At 61.6% G+C, this 19,623-nt stretch carries 22 protein-coding genes and 1 tRNA gene; 15 read left to right on the forward strand and 8 right to left on the reverse strand.

Going from position 1 to position 19,623, the window contains the following annotated elements; all coding sequences use genetic code 11:
- Positions 1-32: 32 nt before the first annotated feature.
- From LGQ03_RS11120 to LGQ03_RS11150, 7 genes are all read left to right on the forward strand, one after another.
- Entirely contained in the window at positions 33-2,828 is a 2,796-nt protein-coding gene (locus LGQ03_RS11120) for an aminotransferase class I/II-fold pyridoxal phosphate-dependent enzyme (RefSeq protein ID WP_226748446.1), read from the forward strand.
- A 15-nt stretch (positions 2,829-2,843) separates the two neighbouring features.
- Positions 2,844-4,304 (forward strand): biotin carboxylase, encoded by a 1,461-nt coding sequence (locus tag LGQ03_RS11125; protein ID WP_090158895.1) that lies wholly within the window; start codon positions 2,844-2,846, stop codon positions 4,302-4,304.
- A 2-nt stretch (positions 4,305-4,306) separates the two neighbouring features.
- Positions 4,307-5,278, forward strand: a complete 972-nt coding sequence (locus LGQ03_RS11130; RefSeq protein WP_090158894.1) for a C45 family autoproteolytic acyltransferase/hydolase — start codon at positions 4,307-4,309, stop codon at positions 5,276-5,278.
- A 10-nt stretch (positions 5,279-5,288) separates the two neighbouring features.
- The gene (locus LGQ03_RS11135; RefSeq protein ID WP_226748447.1) at positions 5,289-6,329 is read left to right on the forward strand and encodes a 3-carboxy-cis,cis-muconate cycloisomerase; all 1,041 of its coding nucleotides are present in this window, start codon (positions 5,289-5,291) and stop codon (positions 6,327-6,329) included.
- 94 nt (positions 6,330-6,423) lie between these two features.
- Positions 6,424-7,500, forward strand: a complete 1,077-nt coding sequence (locus LGQ03_RS11140) for a S1C family serine protease (RefSeq protein ID WP_226748448.1) — start codon at positions 6,424-6,426, stop codon at positions 7,498-7,500.
- A gap of 183 nt (positions 7,501-7,683) precedes the next feature.
- Complete coding sequence (locus tag LGQ03_RS11145; protein ID WP_226748449.1) at positions 7,684-8,355, forward strand: winged helix-turn-helix domain-containing protein; 672 nt, start codon at positions 7,684-7,686, stop codon at positions 8,353-8,355.
- On the forward strand, positions 8,352-9,710 hold the full coding sequence (locus LGQ03_RS11150; protein ID WP_226748450.1) for a sensor histidine kinase: 1,359 nt from the start codon (positions 8,352-8,354) through the stop codon (positions 9,708-9,710). The genes LGQ03_RS11145 and LGQ03_RS11150 overlap by 4 nt, the downstream gene beginning before the upstream one ends.
- Here the strand turns inward: LGQ03_RS11150 and LGQ03_RS11155 are convergent.
- Positions 9,686-10,615, reverse strand: coding sequence for a hypothetical protein (locus tag LGQ03_RS11155; protein ID WP_226748451.1), 930 nt, complete (start codon positions 10,613-10,615; stop codon positions 9,686-9,688). The two genes, LGQ03_RS11150 and LGQ03_RS11155, sit on opposite strands and share 25 nt — an antisense overlap.
- Before the next feature lie 351 nt (positions 10,616-10,966).
- Positions 10,967-11,050: transfer RNA gene (locus LGQ03_RS11160), tRNA-Tyr, on the reverse strand.
- 123 nt (positions 11,051-11,173) lie between these two features.
- Between LGQ03_RS11160 and rlmB the strand changes: the two genes are divergently transcribed.
- The 4 genes from rlmB (at position 11,174) to LGQ03_RS11180 (ending at position 13,251) form a co-directional block, all read left to right on the forward strand.
- Positions 11,174-11,950 (forward strand): 23S rRNA (guanosine(2251)-2'-O)-methyltransferase RlmB, encoded by a 777-nt coding sequence (gene rlmB / locus LGQ03_RS11165; RefSeq protein ID WP_226748452.1) that lies wholly within the window; start codon positions 11,174-11,176, stop codon positions 11,948-11,950.
- Positions 11,947-12,255 carry a hypothetical protein gene (locus tag LGQ03_RS11170; RefSeq protein ID WP_056031004.1) on the forward strand — a complete coding sequence of 103 codons (309 nt, stop codon included), beginning with the start codon at positions 11,947-11,949 and terminating at the stop codon, positions 12,253-12,255. The genes rlmB and LGQ03_RS11170 overlap by 4 nt, the downstream gene beginning before the upstream one ends.
- Positions 12,256-12,338: 83 nt before the next feature.
- Positions 12,339-12,785, forward strand: coding sequence for a YHS domain-containing (seleno)protein (locus LGQ03_RS11175; protein WP_226748453.1), 447 nt, complete (start codon positions 12,339-12,341; stop codon positions 12,783-12,785).
- Positions 12,778-13,251, forward strand: coding sequence for a CoA-binding protein (locus tag LGQ03_RS11180; protein ID WP_404807649.1), 474 nt, complete (start codon positions 12,778-12,780; stop codon positions 13,249-13,251). The genes LGQ03_RS11175 and LGQ03_RS11180 overlap by 8 nt, the downstream gene beginning before the upstream one ends.
- A gap of 52 nt (positions 13,252-13,303) precedes the next feature.
- On the opposite strand, the gene LGQ03_RS11185 is transcribed toward LGQ03_RS11180, so the two are convergent.
- A complete protein-coding gene (locus tag LGQ03_RS11185) occupies positions 13,304-13,693 on the reverse strand; it encodes a DUF2147 domain-containing protein (RefSeq protein ID WP_226748455.1) in 390 nt (129 codons plus the stop codon).
- 131 nt (positions 13,694-13,824) lie between these two features.
- Here LGQ03_RS11185 and hisA point away from each other — a divergent pair, with 131 nt between their 5' ends.
- Complete coding sequence (hisA, locus tag LGQ03_RS11190; RefSeq protein WP_226748456.1) at positions 13,825-14,550, forward strand: 1-(5-phosphoribosyl)-5-[(5-phosphoribosylamino)methylideneamino]imidazole-4-carboxamide isomerase; 726 nt, start codon at positions 13,825-13,827, stop codon at positions 14,548-14,550.
- A gap of 188 nt (positions 14,551-14,738) precedes the next feature.
- Here hisA and LGQ03_RS11195 read toward each other — a convergent pair whose 3' ends face one another.
- Positions 14,739-15,170, reverse strand: a complete 432-nt coding sequence (locus LGQ03_RS11195) for a DUF302 domain-containing protein (RefSeq protein WP_226748457.1) — start codon at positions 15,168-15,170, stop codon at positions 14,739-14,741.
- Positions 15,171-15,264: 94 nt separating this feature from the next.
- On the opposite strand from LGQ03_RS11195, the gene hisF reads away from it, so the two are divergent.
- Together hisF and LGQ03_RS11205 are read left to right on the forward strand one after the other, a co-directional pair.
- Positions 15,265-16,026, forward strand: coding sequence for an imidazole glycerol phosphate synthase subunit HisF (gene hisF, locus LGQ03_RS11200; RefSeq protein ID WP_226748478.1), 762 nt, complete (start codon positions 15,265-15,267; stop codon positions 16,024-16,026).
- The gene (locus LGQ03_RS11205; RefSeq protein ID WP_090158882.1) at positions 16,023-16,331 is read left to right on the forward strand and encodes a phosphoribosyl-ATP diphosphatase; all 309 of its coding nucleotides are present in this window, start codon (positions 16,023-16,025) and stop codon (positions 16,329-16,331) included. The genes hisF and LGQ03_RS11205 overlap by 4 nt, the downstream gene beginning before the upstream one ends.
- 64 nt (positions 16,332-16,395) lie before the next feature.
- On the opposite strand, the gene LGQ03_RS11210 is transcribed toward LGQ03_RS11205, so the two are convergent.
- The 4 genes from LGQ03_RS11210 to hisB all read right to left on the reverse strand — a co-directional run bounded on the left by LGQ03_RS11210 (position 16,396) and on the right by hisB (position 19,162).
- Entirely contained in the window at positions 16,396-16,869 is a 474-nt protein-coding gene (locus LGQ03_RS11210) for a lytic transglycosylase domain-containing protein (protein ID WP_226748458.1), read from the reverse strand.
- 159 nt (positions 16,870-17,028) lie between these two features.
- Positions 17,029-17,943, reverse strand: coding sequence for a glutaminase (locus tag LGQ03_RS11215; RefSeq protein ID WP_226748459.1), 915 nt, complete (start codon positions 17,941-17,943; stop codon positions 17,029-17,031).
- Positions 17,940-18,578 (reverse strand): imidazole glycerol phosphate synthase subunit HisH, encoded by a 639-nt coding sequence (hisH, locus tag LGQ03_RS11220; protein WP_226748460.1) that lies wholly within the window; start codon positions 18,576-18,578, stop codon positions 17,940-17,942. The genes LGQ03_RS11215 and hisH overlap by 4 nt, the downstream gene beginning before the upstream one ends.
- Entirely contained in the window at positions 18,575-19,162 is a 588-nt protein-coding gene (gene hisB, locus LGQ03_RS11225) for an imidazoleglycerol-phosphate dehydratase HisB (protein WP_056032075.1), read from the reverse strand. The genes hisH and hisB overlap by 4 nt, the downstream gene beginning before the upstream one ends.
- Before the next feature lie 118 nt (positions 19,163-19,280).
- Here hisB and LGQ03_RS11230 point away from each other — a divergent pair, with 118 nt between their 5' ends.
- A complete protein-coding gene (locus LGQ03_RS11230) occupies positions 19,281-19,520 on the forward strand; it encodes an Lrp/AsnC family transcriptional regulator (RefSeq protein ID WP_056031036.1) in 240 nt (79 codons plus the stop codon).
- Positions 19,521-19,623: the final 103 nt, after the last annotated feature.

A 19,623-nucleotide genomic window follows, 5' to 3' on the forward strand; every position in this document is an offset into this window, starting at 1 on the left:
GCGTCCCGCCACAAAGAGACGAGGACAGACCGATGAATTCTGTGACAGAGTATTATTCCGCCACTCAGCTGCGGTCAGACCGCTGGAGTGCGCTACGGGATGTCACAGCCCAACTGGCCCGCGAGGCACCGGCCAAGATTTCCCCGACACTGCGCAGTCGCGCTGACGAATTGTTCGAACAACTGGCCGAGATCGAGGCCTACTGGGCCTTTCCTGGCATGCAGGATTTCGATTACATGCGCCGCCAGTTCAGTCACAACAGCTTTGCCGAACTGGCATTCGCGGTGCACCGGGTGGCGCGCGCGCTGACCACCGGTGCCTATCGTCGCCGTCACATTCCGCTCGATCAGGCCGAGGCGGACGACCGCGAGGAACACGACGACGAGGCGCTGCTGAGCCCCGAGATGCGCGCGATGACCAAGCCTTATTTCGAGGTACTGATCGTCGACGAGGTTAATGATCAGCAGGAGCGGTGGCTGAAATCGAACGTCCATTCGATGCGCCGCCATGAGGATTCGTTCATCTACGAGGCCGTGGTCGTCCCGTCTGTCGAGGACGCGCTGATCGCCGCGCTGTTCAATCATAACATCCAGGCCGTGGTCGTGCGCCCCGGCGTCACGCTGCGGTCGCGTCAGGATCATCCGATCCTTGGCCGGTTCCTTCAGGGGATCGCCAATATCGACCATCTGGACGATCTGGAACCAGAGGATTTCGGTCCAGCGCTCTGCCGTCTGCTGGACGACATCCGCCCGGAACTGGACGCCTATCTGGTCACCGAACGGTCGGTCGAGGCCGTGGCGGGCACCGATCTGGGTAACTGCCGCCGGGTTTTCTATAACCAAGAGGATTTTGTCGAACTGCACCTGAACATTCTGCGTGGTGTGCAGGCACGTTATCGGACGCCCTTTTTCACGGCGCTGACCGAATATTCCAAACAGCCGACGGGCGTGTTTCATGCCATGCCGATCAGCCGGGGCAAATCCATCACCCGTTCTCACTGGATTCAGGACATGGGTGCGTTTTACGGACCGAATATCTTTCTTGCCGAAACCTCTGCCACGTCGGGCGGGCTAGATAGCCTGCTGGAACCCAACGGCACGATCAAGGAGGCACAGGAACTGGCCGCGCGTGCCTTTGGATCGAAGCAGACGTTTTTTGCCACCAACGGCACCTCGACCTGCAACAAGATCGTCGTGCAGGCGCTGATCAAGCCCGACGATATCGTGCTGGTGGACCGTGATTGCCACAAATCGCATCACTACGGTCTGGTGCTGGCGGGGGCGCAGGTCTGCTATCTCGATAGCTATCCGCTGAACGAATACTCGATGTACGGTGCCGTGCCGCTGCGCGAGATCAAGAAGCAGCTGCTGGAACTTAAGGCCGTGGGCAAGCTGGACCGCGTGCGGATGCTGCTGCTGACCAACTGCACGTTCGACGGCATTGTCTACAACGTGGAACGCGTGATGGAAGAATGTCTGGCGATCAAGCCGGACCTAATTTTCCTGTGGGACGAGGCGTGGTTCGCCTTTGCCCGGTTCAATCCGACTTACCGCAAGCGGACGGGCATGCGTGCGGCAAACAAGATGCGCGCAAGGTTCAAGACCGACGCCCACGCACAGGCCTATGCGGCACAGCAGGAACTGCTGGCCGATGCCACGGACGAGGATCTCCTGAACACGCGGCTGGTCGCGTCACCGCAGGCCCGCGTGCGGGTCTATACGACGCAATCGACGCACAAGACGCTGACATCCCTGCGGCAGGGGTCGATGATCCACGTCAATGACAGTGATTTCAAAGGCGAAGTCGAGCAGGCCTTTCACGAGGCCTACATGACCCATACCTCGACCTCGCCCAACTATCAGATCATCGCGTCGCTGGACGTGGGCCGGCGTCAGGTCGAACTGGAAGGTTTCGAATTCGTGCAGCGCCAGCTGGAGGCTGCGATGGCGATGCGCCGCGCGATTTCCACGCATCCGCTGTTGATGAAATACTTCAAGGTGCTGACCGTCGCGGACATGATCCCCGAGGATTACCGTGAAAGCGGAACAGAGATGTATTACGACCCCGATCGCGGTTGGGTCGATATACTGGATGCCTGGCAGAACGATGAATTCGTGCTGGACGCCACCCGCGTGACGCTGGCCGTCGGCGGCACCGGCTGGGACGGGGACACTTTCAAGACCAAGATCCTGATGGATAAATACGGCATTCAGATCAACAAGACCTCGCGCAATTCTGTGTTGTTCATGACGAACATCGGCACGACGCGCAGCTCGGTTGCTTATCTGATTGAAGTGCTGGTCGAGATCGCCAAATCACTGGACGATCTGCTGGACGATGCATCCAAGATGGAAAAACTGGGGTTCGAGCGTCGTGTCGCCAATCTGACGCTGAACTATCCGCCGTTGCCTGATTTCAGCCGTTTCCACGATGCATTTCGGGATGATCTGGAATCGCCCGAAGGTGACATTCGTTCGGCCTATTATCTGGCCTATGACGAACAGTCCTGTGATTACATGGACCTGGATGGCACGCTGTATAACGCGCTGGAGGACGGCCAAGAGGTCGTATCCGCCAGTTTCATCATTCCCTATCCGCCCGGCTTTCCGATCCTGGTGCCCGGGCAGGTGATCAGCCGCGAAATTCTGGCGTTCATGCGGGCGCTGGATGTGAACGAAATTCATGGCTACCGCGCTGATCTGGGACTACGGGTTTTCACCCCCGAGGCGCTGGCCGAGGTTGCAGGCAAACGTAACCGTCCCCTGCGCAAAGCCGTGGCCAAGCCGAAAACCAAGCCGAAATCCGACACGAAAACCGCTGCCGAATAAACAAAGGAAGACTAGATGCCCAAAGCCGTACTTCAGAATATCTCGGATATCCGGCGGTTCTTTCACCGGAACGAAGAACCTGTCTACTTTGTCTCGGCGACCAACTTCAATTTGTTGGGCCTGGACGAATGGGTCAAGAATTTCAAATATATCACCTACATCGACTGCTACGAGGGCAAGCATCCGAACGTGTTCTGCCCATCCGAGCAGCCGCACGCCGAATTCCAGTCCATCGAGGACATCAACAACTACCTGCTGCAACACAAAGAAGTCATTGATTTCGTCAAACGGCGCGGCGGCAAACCCAAGTTCGTGTTTCTGATGTTCGACGCGGAAACCGAACGTCTGGTCAAGGAACTGGGCGGCGAGGTCTGGTTCCCCAAGGCCAAGCTGCGTCAGTCGATGGACAACAAGATCGAAACCGTCCGCATCGGCAACAAGGCGGGTGTTCCGTCGGTGCCGAACACGCTGGCCGAGGTCAAATCCTACGAGGACCTGCGCGCCACCTGCGAAAAGGCGGGGCTGGGCCATGATCTGGTGCTGCAATCCGCCTTTGGCGACAGCGGCCACACGACGTTTTTCATCAAGACCGAAGAGGATTTCCGCCGCCACGAGCATGAGATCGTGGGCGAGGGCGAAATCAAGATCATGAAACGGATCGACTGCCGGGGCTCCGCGATCGAGGCCTGTGCGACGTCGCAGGGAACGATCGTCGGTCCCTTGATGACCGAATTGGTGGGTTTCAAGGATCTGACCCCCTATCGCGGCGGATGGTGCGGCAATGAAATTCTGGCAACGGCGTTCCCGCCCAAGGTTCGTGCCAAGGCGCGGGATCTGACGTTCAAATTCGGTGAGCAGCTCCGCAAGGAAGGCTATCGCGGTTATTTCGAGCTGGATTTCCTGATCGACAAGAAAACCGGCGATCTGTGGTTGGGCGAGCTGAACCCGCGTATCACGGGTGCGTCGTCGATGACCAATCATGCTGCATTTGCCCATGCCGATGCACCGCTGTTCCTGTTCCACCTGCTGGAATTCAGCCGCAAGAAGTTCAATCTGGACGTGGATGAGTTGAACGCGCGCTGGTCCGACCCGGACATGATCGACGGCTGGAGCCAGATGGTCATCAAGCATACCGAAGACAGCGTCGATATCTGCGAAACCGTGCCGGAAACCGGAATCTACCGGATGACCGAGGACGGGCGCGTGATCTTTGACCGTTTCGACTATCACCGTCGCGCGGTTGAATCCGAAAACGAATGTTTCTTTTTGCGTATCCTGCAGCCGGGCGACTACCGCTACGAAGGTGCCGATATTGGCATCCTGGTGACGCGCGGCCGGTCGATGACGAAAAACTTCATGCTGAATGAACGCGCGAAAAAATGGATTCATGGCATCAAGAAAGAAGTGACTGGCAAGCCATTGCCTGTCGCAGCCGCCGGTCCTGCGTTGGCTGATCCTGTCTTCAAGATCATGTAATCATGCTGTGGCGTGCTTTGTCAGAGGAACAGCCCGGTCCCAAATGGGCCGGGCTGTTCGCCGAATACTGGCCAGCCTATCGCGAATGGTGGATGCGCGAGGGTGAACATGCGCGTGCCACCTATGCCGAATGCCGCAGGGCATTGGTCAAACACATGCCCGAACTGGTCGACCTGTATGATCAACTGTGCGAACTGGCGGGCGGCGGTGACAAACCGGCGCGGTTCTTGTCGTTCTGGAACCCGCCTGCCTATCTGTCGGGATGCAGTCAGGCGATCTGGCAGGGACCGGAACCCGTCATGGTGCGCAACTATGACTATGACAGCCGGTCGTTTGACAGCCTGATCCTGCGCACCAACTGGGGCGGGCGCACCGTCATGGGGGTGTCTGACGGGTTGTGGGGGCTGGTGGACGGCGTGAATGACGCTGGCCTTGCGATCTCACTGACCTTTGGCGGGCGCAACGTGGTGGGCAAGGGGTTCGGCGTGCCGCTGATCCTGCGTTATGTCCTGCAAACCTGCACGACGACTGAGCAGGCCGGTGCGGTGCTGGCGCGTATCCCCACGCACATGAGCTATAACGTCACCGTGCTGGACGAAAACCGTCAGTTCCTGACCGCGATGATGGGGCCGGGCCGCAAGACGCTGATCACGCATAATGCCGTTGCGACCAACCATCAGGAAAGCGTGGAATGGGTCAGCCACGCGCGTTTCACGGCGACGGTCGAACGCGAGAGGTTCCTGCTGCAACGCCTGACCCTGCACCGCGAACCGGAGGAAACCTTCATCGACGCCTTTCTGAAACCACCGCTGTACTCGACCGCCTTTTCCAAAGGGTTCGGCACGCTTTATACAGCCGTCTATCGCCCCCGGTTGCGCCAGATGGAAGTCCGCTGGCCCGGTACGGTCTGGCCGATGTCGATGCATGATTTTGTCGAGGGCGGCCGCCGCGTGGCGATCCCCGGCGCTGCCTGAGGGGCGAGAGATGGACGCTTTCGATCACGGTTTTCTGTCGGGCTTGTTCGGCGACACAGAAATTGCGGCCTTGTGGGGCGCTGATGCGCAGCTTGCGCATATGCTGGCCTTCGAGGGGGCGTTCAGCCGTGCGATGGGGGCCGCCGGTCGGTTCGATCCCGCCTTGGCAAACACCGCGGCGGCCCATATCGCAGGCGTCCGCATTGACCCGTCCCAGTTGCGTGACGGTATGGCCAGCGACGGTGTGCCGGTGCCAGCGCTGGTGCGCCTGCTCAAATCCGGGGCAGGGGATGCCGCACCCGCGATACACGCGGGCGCAACATCGCAGGACGTGATGGATACGGCCCTTGCGCTGACCGTGCAGGCCACCACGGATGTGCTGGACGGACGGCTGGCACAGCTGATCGATGCGCTGGCGCAGTTGTCGGACACGCAGGGCCAGACGGCCCTGATGGGGCGGACGCGGATGCAGGCTGCCTTGCCGATCACAGTCGCCGACCGGATCCGGAACTGGCGGATGCCGCTGATTGACCATCGTGCGCGACTGGACCTTGCACGGGCGCAGACCGAGGTGCTGTCGTTGGCGGGACCGGTCGGGGTGACGGATTTCAACGGTGTCGCTGCCGCAGTGGCACAGGCATTGGGTTTGACGGCGCAGCAGACGATCCACAGTGACCGCAGCGGCATCGTCAGCTACGCGGCCACGCTGGCGCTGATGTCAGGCACATTGGGCAAGCTGGGGCAGGATGCAGCACTGATGGCCCAGCAGGGGCTGGATGAACTGGCGCTGCGCAGTGGCGGTGCATCATCCGCGATGCCGCACAAGCAGAACCCCGTGCTGGCCGAGCTGTTGGTGACACTTGCGCGGTTCAACGCGGGCCAGGCCGGGCTGATGCAACAGGCCATGGTGCATGAACAGGAACGGTCCGGGGCAGCCTGGGCGCTGGAATGGATGGTGTTGCCGCAGATGGCACAGGCCACGGGCCGGGCGTTGACGGCGGCACAAGAGCTTGTGTCGATGATCGACAGGATCGGCACCCCGCAAACCTGACAAATTTGTATAGATGGCGACAGGCGCCTGACACCCTGCGGTGGCATCTCCAGTCTCAGCAACCAACTGAGGATGGAGCACCATGAAAACCCTGATGACACGCACAGTCGCCGCAACGCTGGCCGGAACGACGGCTCTTGCCCTGATGCCGGCTGCCGCCTTTGCCGTGCCCCCCGGCGGTTATGGCGATCTGGTCGAACGTCTGAACCCCGCCGTCGTCTTTATCGAGGTGTCGGGCAGTGCCCGTGGCCCATCGATCGAAGACAGCCTGCCACCCGGTTTCCCGCGCGAGGAACTGGAACGCCGTTTCGGACCCATGTTCCCGGATCAGGGACGTCCCGTTCAGGGGCTGGGGTCCGGGTTCATCCTGTCCGAGGACGGGATGATCGTGACCAACAATCACGTCGTCGAAGATGCCGACACCGTGACGGTGAAACTGGCCGATGGGACGGAATACGAGGCGACGGTGCTGGGCACCGACCCGCTGACCGACCTCGCCGTGCTGGATATCGAGGCAGAGGATCTGACGACCGTTTCATGGGGTGTCAGCGCCGAGGTGCGCCCCGGTGACGAGGCGCTGGCCATCGGCAACCCCTTTGGTCTGGGTGGCACCGTCACATCGGGTATCGTGTCGGCTGTGTCGCGCGACATCCGGTCTGGCCCCTACGATGATTTCATCCAGACCGATGCGGCGATCAACCGTGGCAATTCCGGCGGGCCCTTGTTCAACGCAGACGGCGAGGTGATCGGCGTCAACACGATGATCTTCAGCCCCGGTGGTGGCAGCGTCGGGATCGGCTTTGCGGTGCCGTCGGATCTGGCACAGCGTGTCGTGGCCGATCTGGCCGATGACGGCACCATCGCACGCGGCTGGCTGGGGGTTCAGATCAGCCCGATGAGCGATGAGATCGCCAATGTGCTGGGCTACGATGACCCGATCGGCGCAGTGGTCGAGGTCGTCTCTGAGGACAGCCCCGCCGCATCGGCTGGCCTGCTGGAAGGCGACATCATCATCCGGTTTGCCGACAGCGAGATTGGCGACGTCGGTGATCTGACCCGCGCGGTGGCGGATATCGCACCTGACACGCAGGTGCAGGCCGTCGTTTTGCGGCGCGGTAGCGAACAGACAATCGATGTGACCGTCGGCAATCTGGCCGACCGGAACATCTGATTGCAACCATGGCGCGGCCTGCTGCCCCAGGTCGCGCCTCGGACCCCCGGCCGGATGCACTGTGTGCGGGGGTGAAAAGGGTCCCGGTATCGCGCCCTTGCTGGCATGACCGGGGCCCTTTTGCTTGGAATTCGTGTCAGGATACCCATGTTGCGAGGTGAATGCATGCAGACAGGGTCCGCCATGAAAATCCTGGTCGTCGAGGACGACCCGACCACGGGTCAATATATCGCGCGCGGTCTGCGTGAAGAGGGCCACACCGTCGACCATGTGGCCGATGGGCGGGCCGGGCTGGTGCAGGCGACGGGTGCCGATCATGACGTATTGATCGTGGACTGGATGCTGCCCGAAATCGACGGGCTGACGCTGGTGCAAACCCTGCGCGGTGCAGGCAATCGCACGCCGGTTCTGTTTCTGACCGCGATGGGCAGTGTCGATGACCGTATCGCGGGCCTGAACGCGGGCGCTGACGATTATCTGGTCAAACCCTTTGCCTTTGGCGAATTGTCAGCGCGCATCAACGCGCTGGCTCGCAGGCCGCGCACGCTGGCACAAGAGACTCTGCTGACGGCGGGTGATCTGACGATGGACCTGGTCTCGCGCGAGGTCAGGCGGGCAGGTCAGAAAATCGAATTGTTGCCGCGCGAGTTTGCCATTTTGGAACATCTGCTGCGGCGCAAGGGGCGGGTCCAGACCCGCACCATGCTGCTGGAATCCGTCTGGGGGATCAGTTTCGACCCGCAGACCAACGTGGTCGAAACCCATATCAGCCGCCTGCGGGCCAAGGTGGACAAACCCTTTGACACGGAACTGATCAAGACGGTGCGCGGCTCGGGCTACCGGATCGAGGCATGACCAGACGCCCGCGTCTGATCAACGCAAGCCCGGTGCGGCTAGCCCTCGGGCTTGTCGCGCTGTTTGCGGTGGTCAGCGTCGTGTCGCTGGCGGCCAGCTATACCGCAACCAGCCGGGCGCTGGACATGCAGATGCGTCAGCAGTTGCGGCAGGATCTGGCCGGGTTTCGTGCGGCACCATCCTCTACGGCGCTGGCGGCACTTGTCGCGGCCGAGGCGCGCGCCACCGACCCGAACCGTGTCGTACTGTCCTATGTGACCGCCGACGGGCGTCACTACGGCAATGGACGTCTGGCCCGCGACGAAGAAGGCTATGTCCTGACCACGCTCGAAAATCCGGAAACCCCGATTCAGGGCGAATATCTGGCGCTGACCACGCGCGAATATCGCGGTCTGTTGACGGTTGCGCGCAGTCGCGCTGAAATCGACCAGCTTTGGTCGGTTTACCGGACCATCGGACTGCTGTCCTTGTTGCCGACGCTGGTGATCGCGCTGGGGGCAGGGCTGGTCATGGCGCGTCGGTCCGCCCGCCAGGTGTCGGCCGTGCGGCGGACGCTGGGTGCACTGACATCGGGCGATCTGTCCGCGCGGGTGCGCCCGACGGAACGGTGGTCCGATGACCTGCGGCGGATCGGCGATGGTATCGACCGCATGGCCGCAGCGCAGGAAACCGCACGCGAGGCATTGCGCCAGGTGTCTTCTGACGTGGCGCACGACCTCAAGACGCCGATCCAGCGGATATCGGTGCGGCTGGACGAGCTGGGTCGCACGGACCTCAATCCGGAGGCACAGACCCTCGTGGATCAGGCGCAGGCGGATGTCGCCAGTGTGGTGTCGGTTTTTCAGGCACTTCTACAGATTGCGCAGATCGAGGGGGGCAGCCCCAAGGCGCGTTTCGGCACGCTGGATCTGGTCCCGCTGGTCGAGACATTTGCCGAACTCTACGAACCTGCGGCGCAGCAGACGGACCGCAGTCTGAATACGCAGGTGGCCTGTGATGCGGCGCCAGTCGTGGGGGACCGTGATCTGATCGGTCAGATTTTGGCCAACCTGATTGAAAACGCGCTGCGCCATACGCCGCGCGGCAGTCAGATAACGCTCGGCCTGCGTGTAGATGGCGCGCGCGTCATGCTGGAGGTCAGCGACAACGGGCCGGGTATTCCCGCAACGGAACGGGACAAGGTGTTGCGCAGATTGTATCGCCTGGACCGCAGCCGCACGACACCGGGCAGCGGTCTGGGTCTCAGCCTCGTTTCCGTGATCGCAGAGCTGCACGATGCGCCCGTCACGCTGGACGACAACGCGCCGGGCCTGCGGGTGTCAGTGGCGTTTCAACTTGCCAGCGCCAGGTCGTGATCGACATGCAGTCCCAGTTTCTCGGCGCGGACCAACATCTGGGGCAGGATCGTCATCTGCGGGTTCGGGTCATTTGCGCAGCTGTCGAGAATTTCCTGCAGCGCTGCCTTGTCACCCATCCGGACCAAAAGGCTGAACAGATTGTTAATCGTTGATTTTGCTGGCCGCGCGGCAAGGGCGCGTTCGTATTCCTGACGTGCAAAATCGGGATGCGTAAATGACAACGCCTTGGCCCGTTCGCGATGGAACGATGGATCACCACTGCGTTTTAATTCCAACTGCGGGATCTTGTTATCGACGACGAGGCTGGTGATCAGTTTTTTCAAAAGTCGCATGTTCGACAGTGCGACCAGCACCGTGTGGCCCGTGAATGGCAGGGCGACTTCGCGGATGTCGCGGTAGGTTGGGCGCACGGTCTGGTTCAGAAACTGAACATCCCGTCTTTGCACGGGATCATAGATCACGACGGGGGCGTGCTTTGATCGTCTGCTGTGCTTGAGGTGTTTGTGGTGGACCGGCACATCCGCATAGGCGGGCAGGCCAAGACCCTTCCATGCGGGCAACATCGGTGCGGCGGCGATGATCCGCGCGTCGATCTGCCCGCCATAGTACAAAGCCGCATAGCCACCCAGACTGGCCCCGTAGCAGATGACATCGCGTCCGGCGGTGCACAGCGGTGCCACGGCCGCCTTGAACACCGCCGCATGAAGCCCCTGAAACTGGCTGTGCCTGCGCTGTGCGACGAACACGTGATCCCAACCGTGTTTCATGGCGAAATCGCTCCCGAAACCGGTATCGGAAATGTCAGATGGCTGCCCACCAAAGGTGATCATCAGCTTTTCGGTCGGTGCCGGGGCGGGATGATAGGTGATCCGGTAATCAGGATGATTGGCTAGTCTGATCATGACACTCTCTGACGCGGTTGCGGTTTTCCCGGGGGGGGGGCGGACTGCTTGAGAGGTCGCATGAAAAAGGGGCAGAACTGGCCCCATATCAAAGCAATTTTGTTCGTCTGTTACCAGGGGAGAAACGGACAAGCGATGATTGCCGGATTGTTTCGGGAATTCGCGGTGAGTGATGGCAGGATCGCGGCATCCTGTCGCCGACACGTTCGTGATCTGTGTCTGGGGTTGTAAAGCCGAACACGGGACTCGCAGAACAAGCGTGGCATGACGCGATGCATGTCACCCAACCTTGCATGGACCGCAAGCGGCCCAAAATTTCCGCGCAATCACGACAAAATATGGTGGGTTAAGTGGTGGGCGACCCTGGAATCGAACCAGGCGTGCGTCTCCGCGAGGGAGTTACAGTCCCCTGCCACACCTTGCGGCCTGTCGCCCACTGGCGGCGGGAATAGCCGCAGTGATTTGGGGCGTCAACACGAAAAACGGCGCGGCAGGTGGGCTTGTTCCGCGCGGCGTTAACAGCCAAGTAGGTGGGATGGAAAATCGGGGGCATCGGCCATGAAAAAACCCAAGTGGGTCATTGCAAAGGAACAGGGCAAACGCGCGGCGGCTGCGGAAACCGTGTGGCTGTTCGGTTTGCACGCGGTGCGCGATGCCCTGCTGAACCCGCGCCGCGAACGGCTGCGGCTGGTGGTGACGCAAAATGCACTGGCGAAATTGCAGGACGCCGTGACGATTGCCGGAATCGAGCCCGAAATCTGTGATCCGCGCAAATTTGCAGCCCCGATCGATGCGGGTTCCGTGCATCAGGGGGCCGCACTGGAAGTGAAACCTCTGGATTGGGGATCGCTTCAGGATATCGCGCTGGGCGCGGGACCGGAACCTGCGCGAATCGTGTTGCTGGACCGTGTGACGGACCCGCATAACGTCGGCGCGATCTTGCGGTCGGCCGAGGTGTTCGGCGCGCGCGCCGTGATTGCCGTGCAGCGTCATTCCGCCCCTGAAACCGGTGCCTTGGCGAAAACAGCGTCCGGTGCGCTGGAACGTCAGCCCTATGTGCGGGTGCGTAATCTGGCCGATGCCATGACCCAGTTGCAGGACATGGGTTATCTGGTGCTGGGTCTCGACGGCGAAGCCGAGACGGGGATCGAGGACGCGGTCGAGGGTCTGCGTGATCGTCCCATCGCATTGGTCATGGGGGCCGAGGGTCCCGGCCTGCGCGAAAAAAGCCGCGAAACCTGCAACCGTCTCGTGAAACTGGACGCAGCTGGTGATTTCGGATCGCTGAACGTATCCAATGCGGCGGCTGTGGCACTCTACGCGGTGCGCGGATGACGGGAATGAAGGTCGCGACCTGCTGCTATTGTGGCACGCGTGCCGCCTTGGTGCTGCGTGGGAACGACCGTCACGAACTGGCCTGTGCGCAATGTGGCGCACCGCTGCATGATCTGAAAATGATGCCGGCCAACGCCGGGGGTGTGTCACGGCGCAGAGCTGCCCCGGCGCATCCGGCCCGGACACTGCGCGTCGAACACCTGAGCAAACCGACCAAGACAACCAAACGGCCCAAGCGCCGCAAGAGCCTGACGTCCAAGCTGGTGTCCGAATTGTGGGACGTGGTCGAAGATATATTCGACTGAAACAATGCGTCACCTCTGTGCGAGGGGGCTGGCGATGTGGACCGACCTGCGGCACATTCAGGTGACCCCTGAGAGGAGCCACCATGATTGATCGTCGTCATTTCCTGTTGTCTTGCGCGGTCCTGCCGCTGATGTCCCGCCCTGCGCTGGCGCAGTCGGCCCCGACATTCGCTACCGGCGGCATCGCGATCAACGGGATCGATCCGCTGGAATACCACCGTCAGAACGCGCCTGTCGCCGGCAGTGCCGATTACGCGCTGATGTGGATGGGTGCGACGTGGCATTTCGTGAATGCCGAAAACCGCGATGCCTTTGAACGCAACCCCAAGGCACATGCTCCGGCCTATGGTGGCTATTGCGCCTATGCCTTGGCACGCGGCTATCTGGCCGACACGGTGCCCGAGGCGTTTTCGATTGTTGACGGTCGTCTGTATCTGAACGCATCCCTGCGCGTGCGCAGCCGCTGGGACGAAAATCGCGCTGCCGAGATTGTGGCCGCTGATGCAAACTGGCCGCAGATCCTTGGATAATCCGTCCGACATCGAGATCCGCGCCATCTTTGACCGGGTGAAGACAATTGCGATTGTCGGGCTATCGGCCAACCCGGTCAGGCCCAGTTATTTCGTGGCCCGCTATCTTCAGCTGCGCGGCTACCGGATCATTCCGGTCAATCCCGGTCTGGCGGGGCAGCAGGTATTTGGTGAAACTGTCCATGCCAGTCTTGCGGATATTCCGGATGACGTGGACATGGTCGATATCTTTCGCCGGTCGGATGCCGTGCCCGCCCTTGTTGACGACGCATTGGCCCGCTGGCCCGCGCTGTCCGTGATCTGGTTGCAGCTGGGCGTCCAGCATGACGCGGCAGCGGCTGTTGCGCGTGCGCGCGGCGTCACTGTCGTGCAGAATCGCTGCCCCAAGATCGAATACCAGCGCCTTTACGGCGAGCTGCGCATGGGCGGTTTCAACACGGGCCGTATCTCGTCACGGCTGACATGAGAAATGGGGCGCGGCCCTGCGGCCACGCCCCATACGATGCGATCAGGCGTTTTTACTGCGCGCGGACCCAGTTCTGGCTGGCGCAGATCAGACCACCTGCCACACATCCCTGAAGCCGCAACGCATTGCCGTTGACCTGCATCTTGCCAACATAGGTCTTGCCGTTGGATGGGCGATAAACCTGACCGTTGTAGGTGCCGTCACCGTTCGGGGCCATGCCGATGACGATCTGGCGACCAATGTTTTCGGATTGGAACGGGGTGCCGTCGGCCTGATAGGTCCGCACGATTGTGCCGCAGACGGCCGCGCCGCAGGGTTCCATCTGGATATGGGCGAAGGCCCCATCGTCCACTTCGGTTTGCCAGACGCCCACGGCGGCGTCTTGTGCCGTTGCCGCCGTTGCGATCAGGCCAGCTGCAATCGCTGTCAGAATGCGTTTCATTTGGGTCTCCTCCCCTCAAGTCATTGCGAACTCTGTGGTCGGGCGGCCCCCGCAATCAAGTCTGACGTTGGGTCGGTTGCAATTTCCTGCCGCCCGCGCCAGAACCGCGCCAAACCAGCCGGAGACTTGCCATGATCCTGTACCCTGCCATCGATCTCAAGGACGGCAATGCCGTGCGCCTCGTTCACGGCGAAATGGATCAGGCGACCGTGTTCAACGACGATCCAGCAGCGCAAGCGCGCAGTTTTGTCGATGCAGGCTGCGCATGGCTGCATCTGGTCGATCTGAATGGCGCCTTTGCGGGGGAACCGGTGAATGCCGCCCCGGTCGAGGCGATCCTGAAGGCCTGTCAGGTGCCGACCCAGCTGGGGGGCGGTATCCGGGACATGGCCACGATCGAACGTTGGCTGGACCGTGGGCTGACCCGTGTGATTCTGGGCACGGTCGCGGTTGAAAACCCCGATCTTGTGCGCGAGGCGGCACGTGCCTTTCCCGGACAGGTCGCCGTGGGTCTGGACGCGCGCAACGGCCGCGTGGCAACCCGTGGCTGGGCCGAGGAAACCGATGTCATGGTCACGGATCTGGCGAAATCATTCGAGGATGCCGGCATTGCCGCGATCATCTACACCGACATCCTGCGTGACGGCGCGATGAAAGGTCCGAATATCGACGCCACTGCCGCTCTGGCGCGCGCCGTGTCGATCCCGGTCATTGCCTCTGGCGGCGTGTCCTCGCTGGCGGACCTGACGGCCCTGCGCGACACTGGCGTCATCGCGGGCGCGATTTCGGGTCGTGCGCTCTATGACGGCGCGATTGATCTGGGTGCCGCATTGGCCGCACTAGGGGCCGGTCGGTAATCCGGTAGCGATTTACCTGCGACCACGGCAGACCAGATCACAGCGGTCCGATCTGCCGCTGCCTTGAGCGGTGTCACGTTCTCAACCGAACAGGCGGACAGTTCGGCCTGGTCTTGCGGTGCTGATGGCCGGTTTTGGGCGCATCCTCCGCAGTCCCTGTGATGGGCACAGCGTGGTCACTGACACACCTATTCGGCGGCCTTGCGGGTCAGCGTGTCGAGTGCCGCTGCGATCTGGGTCAGATATTCGGCATTTTCGTCGATTTCCGAATCGTCGAACATCTCTTCGACCTCCTGATAGGTAATGCGCGTCTGGCCATCTTTCTCATAGACAAGCACCTTGAGGGGCAGTGCCAAGCCTGCCTCCGGGTCGTCCATCATGGCCTGCGTGCCCAGCTGCGGGTTGCCAAAGATCAGCAATTCCATGGGCGGCAATTCCATATCGACGGATGCGGCACCGGCTGCGTGATCAATGCGGGCAAAGATCGTGGCCCCTGCATCTGTCACGGCGGCCTCCAGCGCGTTCATGGCGTCAGCGACAGTGCGGTCCGTATCGCGGGTGATCGTATCGGCCAGCGCAGGGGTGGCCAGGGTCAGGGAAAGCAGGGTTGCGCGGATCATGGGTGTCTCCATCATGGATGTTCGCGGCCCAACCACGGATTTGGGGGCAATGTTCCCCTTTCCAGCGGTCTTGCCGCGCGGTATCAGCGAAACCATGCTGAAAACCCGTATCATACCCTGTCTGGACGTCGCCAAGGGCCGCGTCGTCAAAGGCGTGAATTTCGTCGGTCTGCGCGATGCAGGCGATCCCGTTGATGCGGCGATTGCCTATAACGCTGCGGGTGCTGACGAGCTGTGTTTCCTCGACATCATGGCGACCGAGGAAAATCGCGGCACCATGTTTGATCTCGCGACCCGCACGGCTGAGGCCTGTTTCATGCCGCTGACGATCGGTGGCGGCGTGCGGACACACCACGACGTGCGCAATCTGCTGCTGGCGGGCGCGGACAAGGTCAGCTTCAACTCTGCCGCCGTAGCCAATCCCGACGTGGTGACGGAGGCCGCATTGCGGTTCGGCAGCCAGTGCATCGTGGTTGCCATAGATGCAAAGACCGTGGCACCGGGGCGTTGGGAAATCTTTACCCACGGCGGACGTCGGGCGACCGGCATCGATGCCGTGGAATTTGCCCGTACCGTCGCGGAAAAGGGTGCCGGTGAAATCCTGTTGACCGCGATGGATAATGACGGCGTGCAGACGGGCTATAATCTGCCCTTGACGCGGGCCGTCTCCGATGCCGTCGATATCCCCGTGATTGCCAGCGGCGGGGCAGGCACATTGGATCATCTGGTCGAAGGTGTGACCGAAGGTGGTGCCAGCGCGGTGCTGGCCGCGTCGATCTTTCACTTTGGCACCTATACGATCCAGCAGGCCAAGGATCACATGTCTGCCGCCGGTATCCCCATGAGGCTGCAATGACCCTGAACGATCTGTTTGCCACGATCCAATCCCGCAAGGGTGCCGATCCCGACACCAGTTGGACTGCAAAACTGCTGGCCAAGGGACCTGCCAAATGCGCCGAGAAATTCGGCGAAGAAGCGATCGAGGCGATCATCGAGGCCGCGCGCGGTGACAAGCAGGCCCTCACGTCAGAGGCCGCCGATGTCCTGTATCATCTGTTGGTCATGCTTGCTGCCAGCGATGTGACACTGGACGAGGTTCTGACGGAACTGGGCAACCGGCAGGGCACATCCGGACTTGCTGAAAAGGCAGCCCGGCAATAGCCATCGCTGTTTTCCAAATATCCCGAAGGACGGCGTAGCCGGGGGGCAGCGCCCCCGCGCGGCATCAACCCTTGCGCAACCCTGTTTCGACCAGCATGCCCTGGCGTTTGGCCTCGTAGTAATAGCCGCGGGAATACCATTTGACGGCCTCTGCCTCGGACCCGTTCGATAGCAGCCACGCCCCGCGCAGATATTTACCCGCGTATTTCAGGTTGGTTTCAGCATCCAGCAGATCACTCGGTTGACCTGTAAACCCCATCGTGCCGGCGGTTTGAGGCAGGATTTGCATGAGGCCGTAGTAAGGGCCGTTGCGCGCGCCGGGGCGATGTGTGCTTTCGCGCAGGATGACGCGGTGCAGCAATGTCGGCGGAATGTCGTAGGCATCGGCGTAGGTATTGATCAGCGCGCGCAGTTCCGGCGTCTCATTGGGATGCAGCGGCAAGGCGTCTGCAACCTCTGTCGTGGCAAAATTCAGCGTCTCTTGAGATCTGTCAGTTTGACCTGCGCAGGCGCTTACCAAGCCCAAAGCGATTGCCATCAAGGCGGTTCTTGTCATCTGCATGCGGTGTGTTTTCCATGTGACCTGTCGGCAGTTAGCCGCCCGGACCCTGTGCAGGCAAGCGTGACGATCAGCGTCGGCAAAAAGCGGCGCAAGCGGGCTGTGCGGCGGGACAGCTCGCCCACCGCCGTCTACCCGTCAGGAAAAGACCGACCAGCCTGTTGCCTGTGCGAACATCTCGGCGGCTTCGGTGCCCAGTTTGGAATTGCCTTGCGCGTTCAGTCCCGGTGACCAGACCGCAATGCTGGCCTTGCCGGGGGCCACGATCAGAATACCGCCCCCCACGCCAGACTTGCCGGGCAATCCGACACGGAACGCGAAATCGCCCGATGCATCGTAGTGTCCGCACAACATCATCAGTGCGTTGATCCGTGTTCGACGTGCGGGCGACATCAGGCGTGGCGCACCGGGCGCGCCCGTCAGCATCAGGCCCGCGCGGGCCAGTTGCACGCATGTCATCGACAGGGCGCATTGGTGGAAATAGGCGCCCAGAACCTGCTCGACCGGGTTCTGCAACCGCTGATGCGAGGCCATGAAATAGGCCAGCGATCGGTTCAGATCGCCTGTCGCCTGTTCGGATTGTGCCACCGCGGCATCGATGTGGATATCCTCATCACCCGCCGCCGCGCGCACGAATTGCACCAGTTCGGCCAGGAAATCCCGCGGCGCATGATGCGCCATCGCGGCATCGGTGGTGGCGATTGCACCTGCGTTGATGAACGGATTGCGCGGGCGGCCTGCCTCGTGTTCCAGTTGCAGGATCGAGTTGAACGCCTGACCGGAGGGTTCGCGTCCGACTTTGGACCAGAACGCATCTCCCAGGCGCCCCAGCGCCAGCGACAGGGTGAACACCTTGGAGATGCTCTGGATCGAAAATCGTGTCTCTGCGTCGCCAGTGCTGAACAGACGCCCGTCGGCAAATGCCACGGCCATCCCGAATTGCGCGGGATCGACGCGGGCCAGCGGCGGAATGTACTGGGCAACCGTGCCGCGATCCTTGGTCGCCTGCATGGCCTCACCGATCCGGTCGAGGATCGATTGCACGTCCGTCATGGCATCCAGCGCAGGAAATTCGCGATCATCCGCAAACCGGCGGCCTGGCTTTTTTCGGGGTGGAATTGGGCCCCGATGATGTTGTCACGTCCGACAACGGCCGTCACGTCACCACCATAGTCAACATGCGCGAGCAGATGCGCGGGGTCATGCACGCTCATGGCGTAGGAATGCACGAAATAGGCGTGCTCGCCCGTGGCAAGCCCGTCAAGCACCGGATGCGCGCTATCCATGACCAGATCGTTCCAGCCCATATGCGGGATCTTCAGCGTAGGATCGGCGGGCCGGATACGTGTCACATCGCCCGCAATCCATCCAAAACCCGGCGTTGCCTCGTATTCGTGCCCGGTCGTCGCCAGCAGCTGCATCCCCACGCAGATACCCAGAAATGGCACGGCGCGGTTTTCCACTGCATCGACGATCGCCTCGGCAAGGGCGGTCCGGCTGAACAACTGGTCACGGCAATGCGGGAATGCACCGTCGCCGGGCAGCACGATCCGGTCTGCGCGGGCCACGACCTCTGCGTCGCCGCTGACGATTACGTCACCTGCACCCGTCTCGCGGGCCATGCGCTCGAACGCCTTTTGCGCGGAATGCAGATTGCCGCTGTCGTAATCAATCAGAACGGTGGTCACAGGCTGCCCTTGGTCGACGGAATGGCATCAGCCTTGCGCGGGTCGGTATCCAGCGCGTCGCGCAAGGCGCGGGCGACCGATTTGAACGCGGCCTCGACGATATGGTGGGCGTTGAACCCGTGTAGGCGGTCGATGTGCAGCGTGATGCCGCCATGGGTCGACAGCGCCTGAAAGAATTCGCGTACCAACTCCGTGTCGAATGTGCCGATCTTGCCAAAGGGCAGATCGAGGTTGCAGATCAGATAGGGGCGCCCGGACAGATCCAGCGCACAGCGTACCTGCGCGTCATCCATCGCCAGATGGCAGTCGCCATAGCGGCGTATGCCTTTCTTGTCGCCCATGGCTTGCGTCAGGGCCTGGCCGATGGCGATGCCGACGTCCTCGACCGTGTGGTGGTCGTCGATGTGCAGATCACCCGTCGCCTTGACGTGCAGATCGATCAGCGCATGCCGCGCCAGCTGGTCCAGCATGTGGTCAAAGAACCCGACCCCGGTGCGGTTGTCATAGGTGCCCGTCCCGTCAAGTTCGATCATCACCGTGATGTCGGTTTCGTTGGTCTTGCGTGTGATCGTGGCGCTGCGCATTGCGGCCTCCTGTCGTTTGCACACCGTATAGGCGGGGCAGGGGGTGAGTGCCAAGGGGACGGATTGCGCGGGCGCGCCGCGTGGTGCAGGTTTGCCCCGCACCACATGAGGAAACCCGATGACCACCTGCGTCTTTGTCCAGATCCGCTGCAAGCCCGGTACGACCTATGCGGTCGCCGAACAGATCGCGCTGCGCGAAATCCATTCCGAACTTTATTCCACCAGCGGCGAATACGACCTGCTGATGAAGGCCTATGTGCCCGCCACATCCGATGTGGGTCATTTCGTCAATGAAAGCGTGGCCGGCATCGCGGGGATCGAACGCACGATGACGACCCTGACGTTCAAGGCATTCTGATCGCCGCAAGCAAAAAGCCGCCCCGAAGGGCGGCTTTTTTGGTCCGACTGGAGCGGGCGAGGCGATTCGAACGCCCGACCCTAACCTTGGCAAGGTTATGCTC

The sequence above is a fragment of the Loktanella gaetbuli genome, assembly GCF_020531945.1.
Classification (GTDB): domain Bacteria; phylum Pseudomonadota; class Alphaproteobacteria; order Rhodobacterales; family Rhodobacteraceae; genus Loktanella; species Loktanella gaetbuli.

Coding starts and splice junctions, on each gene's coding strand:
- LGQ03_RS11120 (WP_226748446.1), top strand. CDS start 33: ATGAATTCTGTGACAGAGTATTATTCCGCCACTCAGCTGCGGTCAGAC.
- LGQ03_RS11125 (WP_090158895.1), top strand. CDS start 2,844: ATGCCCAAAGCCGTACTTCAGAATATCTCGGATATCCGGCGGTTCTTT.
- LGQ03_RS11130 (WP_090158894.1), top strand. CDS start 4,307: ATGCTGTGGCGTGCTTTGTCAGAGGAACAGCCCGGTCCCAAATGGGCC.
- LGQ03_RS11135 (WP_226748447.1), top strand. CDS start 5,289: ATGGACGCTTTCGATCACGGTTTTCTGTCGGGCTTGTTCGGCGACACA.
- LGQ03_RS11140 (WP_226748448.1), top strand. CDS start 6,424: ATGACACGCACAGTCGCCGCAACGCTGGCCGGAACGACGGCTCTTGCC.
- LGQ03_RS11145 (WP_226748449.1), top strand. CDS start 7,684: ATGAAAATCCTGGTCGTCGAGGACGACCCGACCACGGGTCAATATATC.
- LGQ03_RS11150 (WP_226748450.1), top strand. CDS start 8,352: ATGACCAGACGCCCGCGTCTGATCAACGCAAGCCCGGTGCGGCTAGCC.
- LGQ03_RS11155 (WP_226748451.1), bottom strand. CDS start 10,615: ATGATCAGACTAGCCAATCATCCTGATTACCGGATCACCTATCATCCC.
- rlmB (WP_226748452.1), top strand. CDS start 11,174: ATGAAAAAACCCAAGTGGGTCATTGCAAAGGAACAGGGCAAACGCGCG.
- LGQ03_RS11170 (WP_056031004.1), top strand. CDS start 11,947: ATGACGGGAATGAAGGTCGCGACCTGCTGCTATTGTGGCACGCGTGCC.
- LGQ03_RS11175 (WP_226748453.1), top strand. CDS start 12,339: ATGATTGATCGTCGTCATTTCCTGTTGTCTTGCGCGGTCCTGCCGCTG.
- LGQ03_RS11185 (WP_226748455.1), bottom strand. CDS start 13,693: ATGAAACGCATTCTGACAGCGATTGCAGCTGGCCTGATCGCAACGGCG.
- hisA (WP_226748456.1), top strand. CDS start 13,825: ATGATCCTGTACCCTGCCATCGATCTCAAGGACGGCAATGCCGTGCGC.
- LGQ03_RS11195 (WP_226748457.1), bottom strand. CDS start 15,170: ATGATCCGCGCAACCCTGCTTTCCCTGACCCTGGCCACCCCTGCGCTG.
- hisF (WP_226748478.1), top strand. CDS start 15,265: ATGCTGAAAACCCGTATCATACCCTGTCTGGACGTCGCCAAGGGCCGC.
- LGQ03_RS11205 (WP_090158882.1), top strand. CDS start 16,023: ATGACCCTGAACGATCTGTTTGCCACGATCCAATCCCGCAAGGGTGCC.
- LGQ03_RS11210 (WP_226748458.1), bottom strand. CDS start 16,869: ATGGCAATCGCTTTGGGCTTGGTAAGCGCCTGCGCAGGTCAAACTGAC.
- LGQ03_RS11215 (WP_226748459.1), bottom strand. CDS start 17,943: ATGACGGACGTGCAATCGATCCTCGACCGGATCGGTGAGGCCATGCAG.
- hisB (WP_056032075.1), bottom strand. CDS start 19,162: ATGCGCAGCGCCACGATCACACGCAAGACCAACGAAACCGACATCACG.
- LGQ03_RS11230 (WP_056031036.1), top strand. CDS start 19,281: ATGACCACCTGCGTCTTTGTCCAGATCCGCTGCAAGCCCGGTACGACC.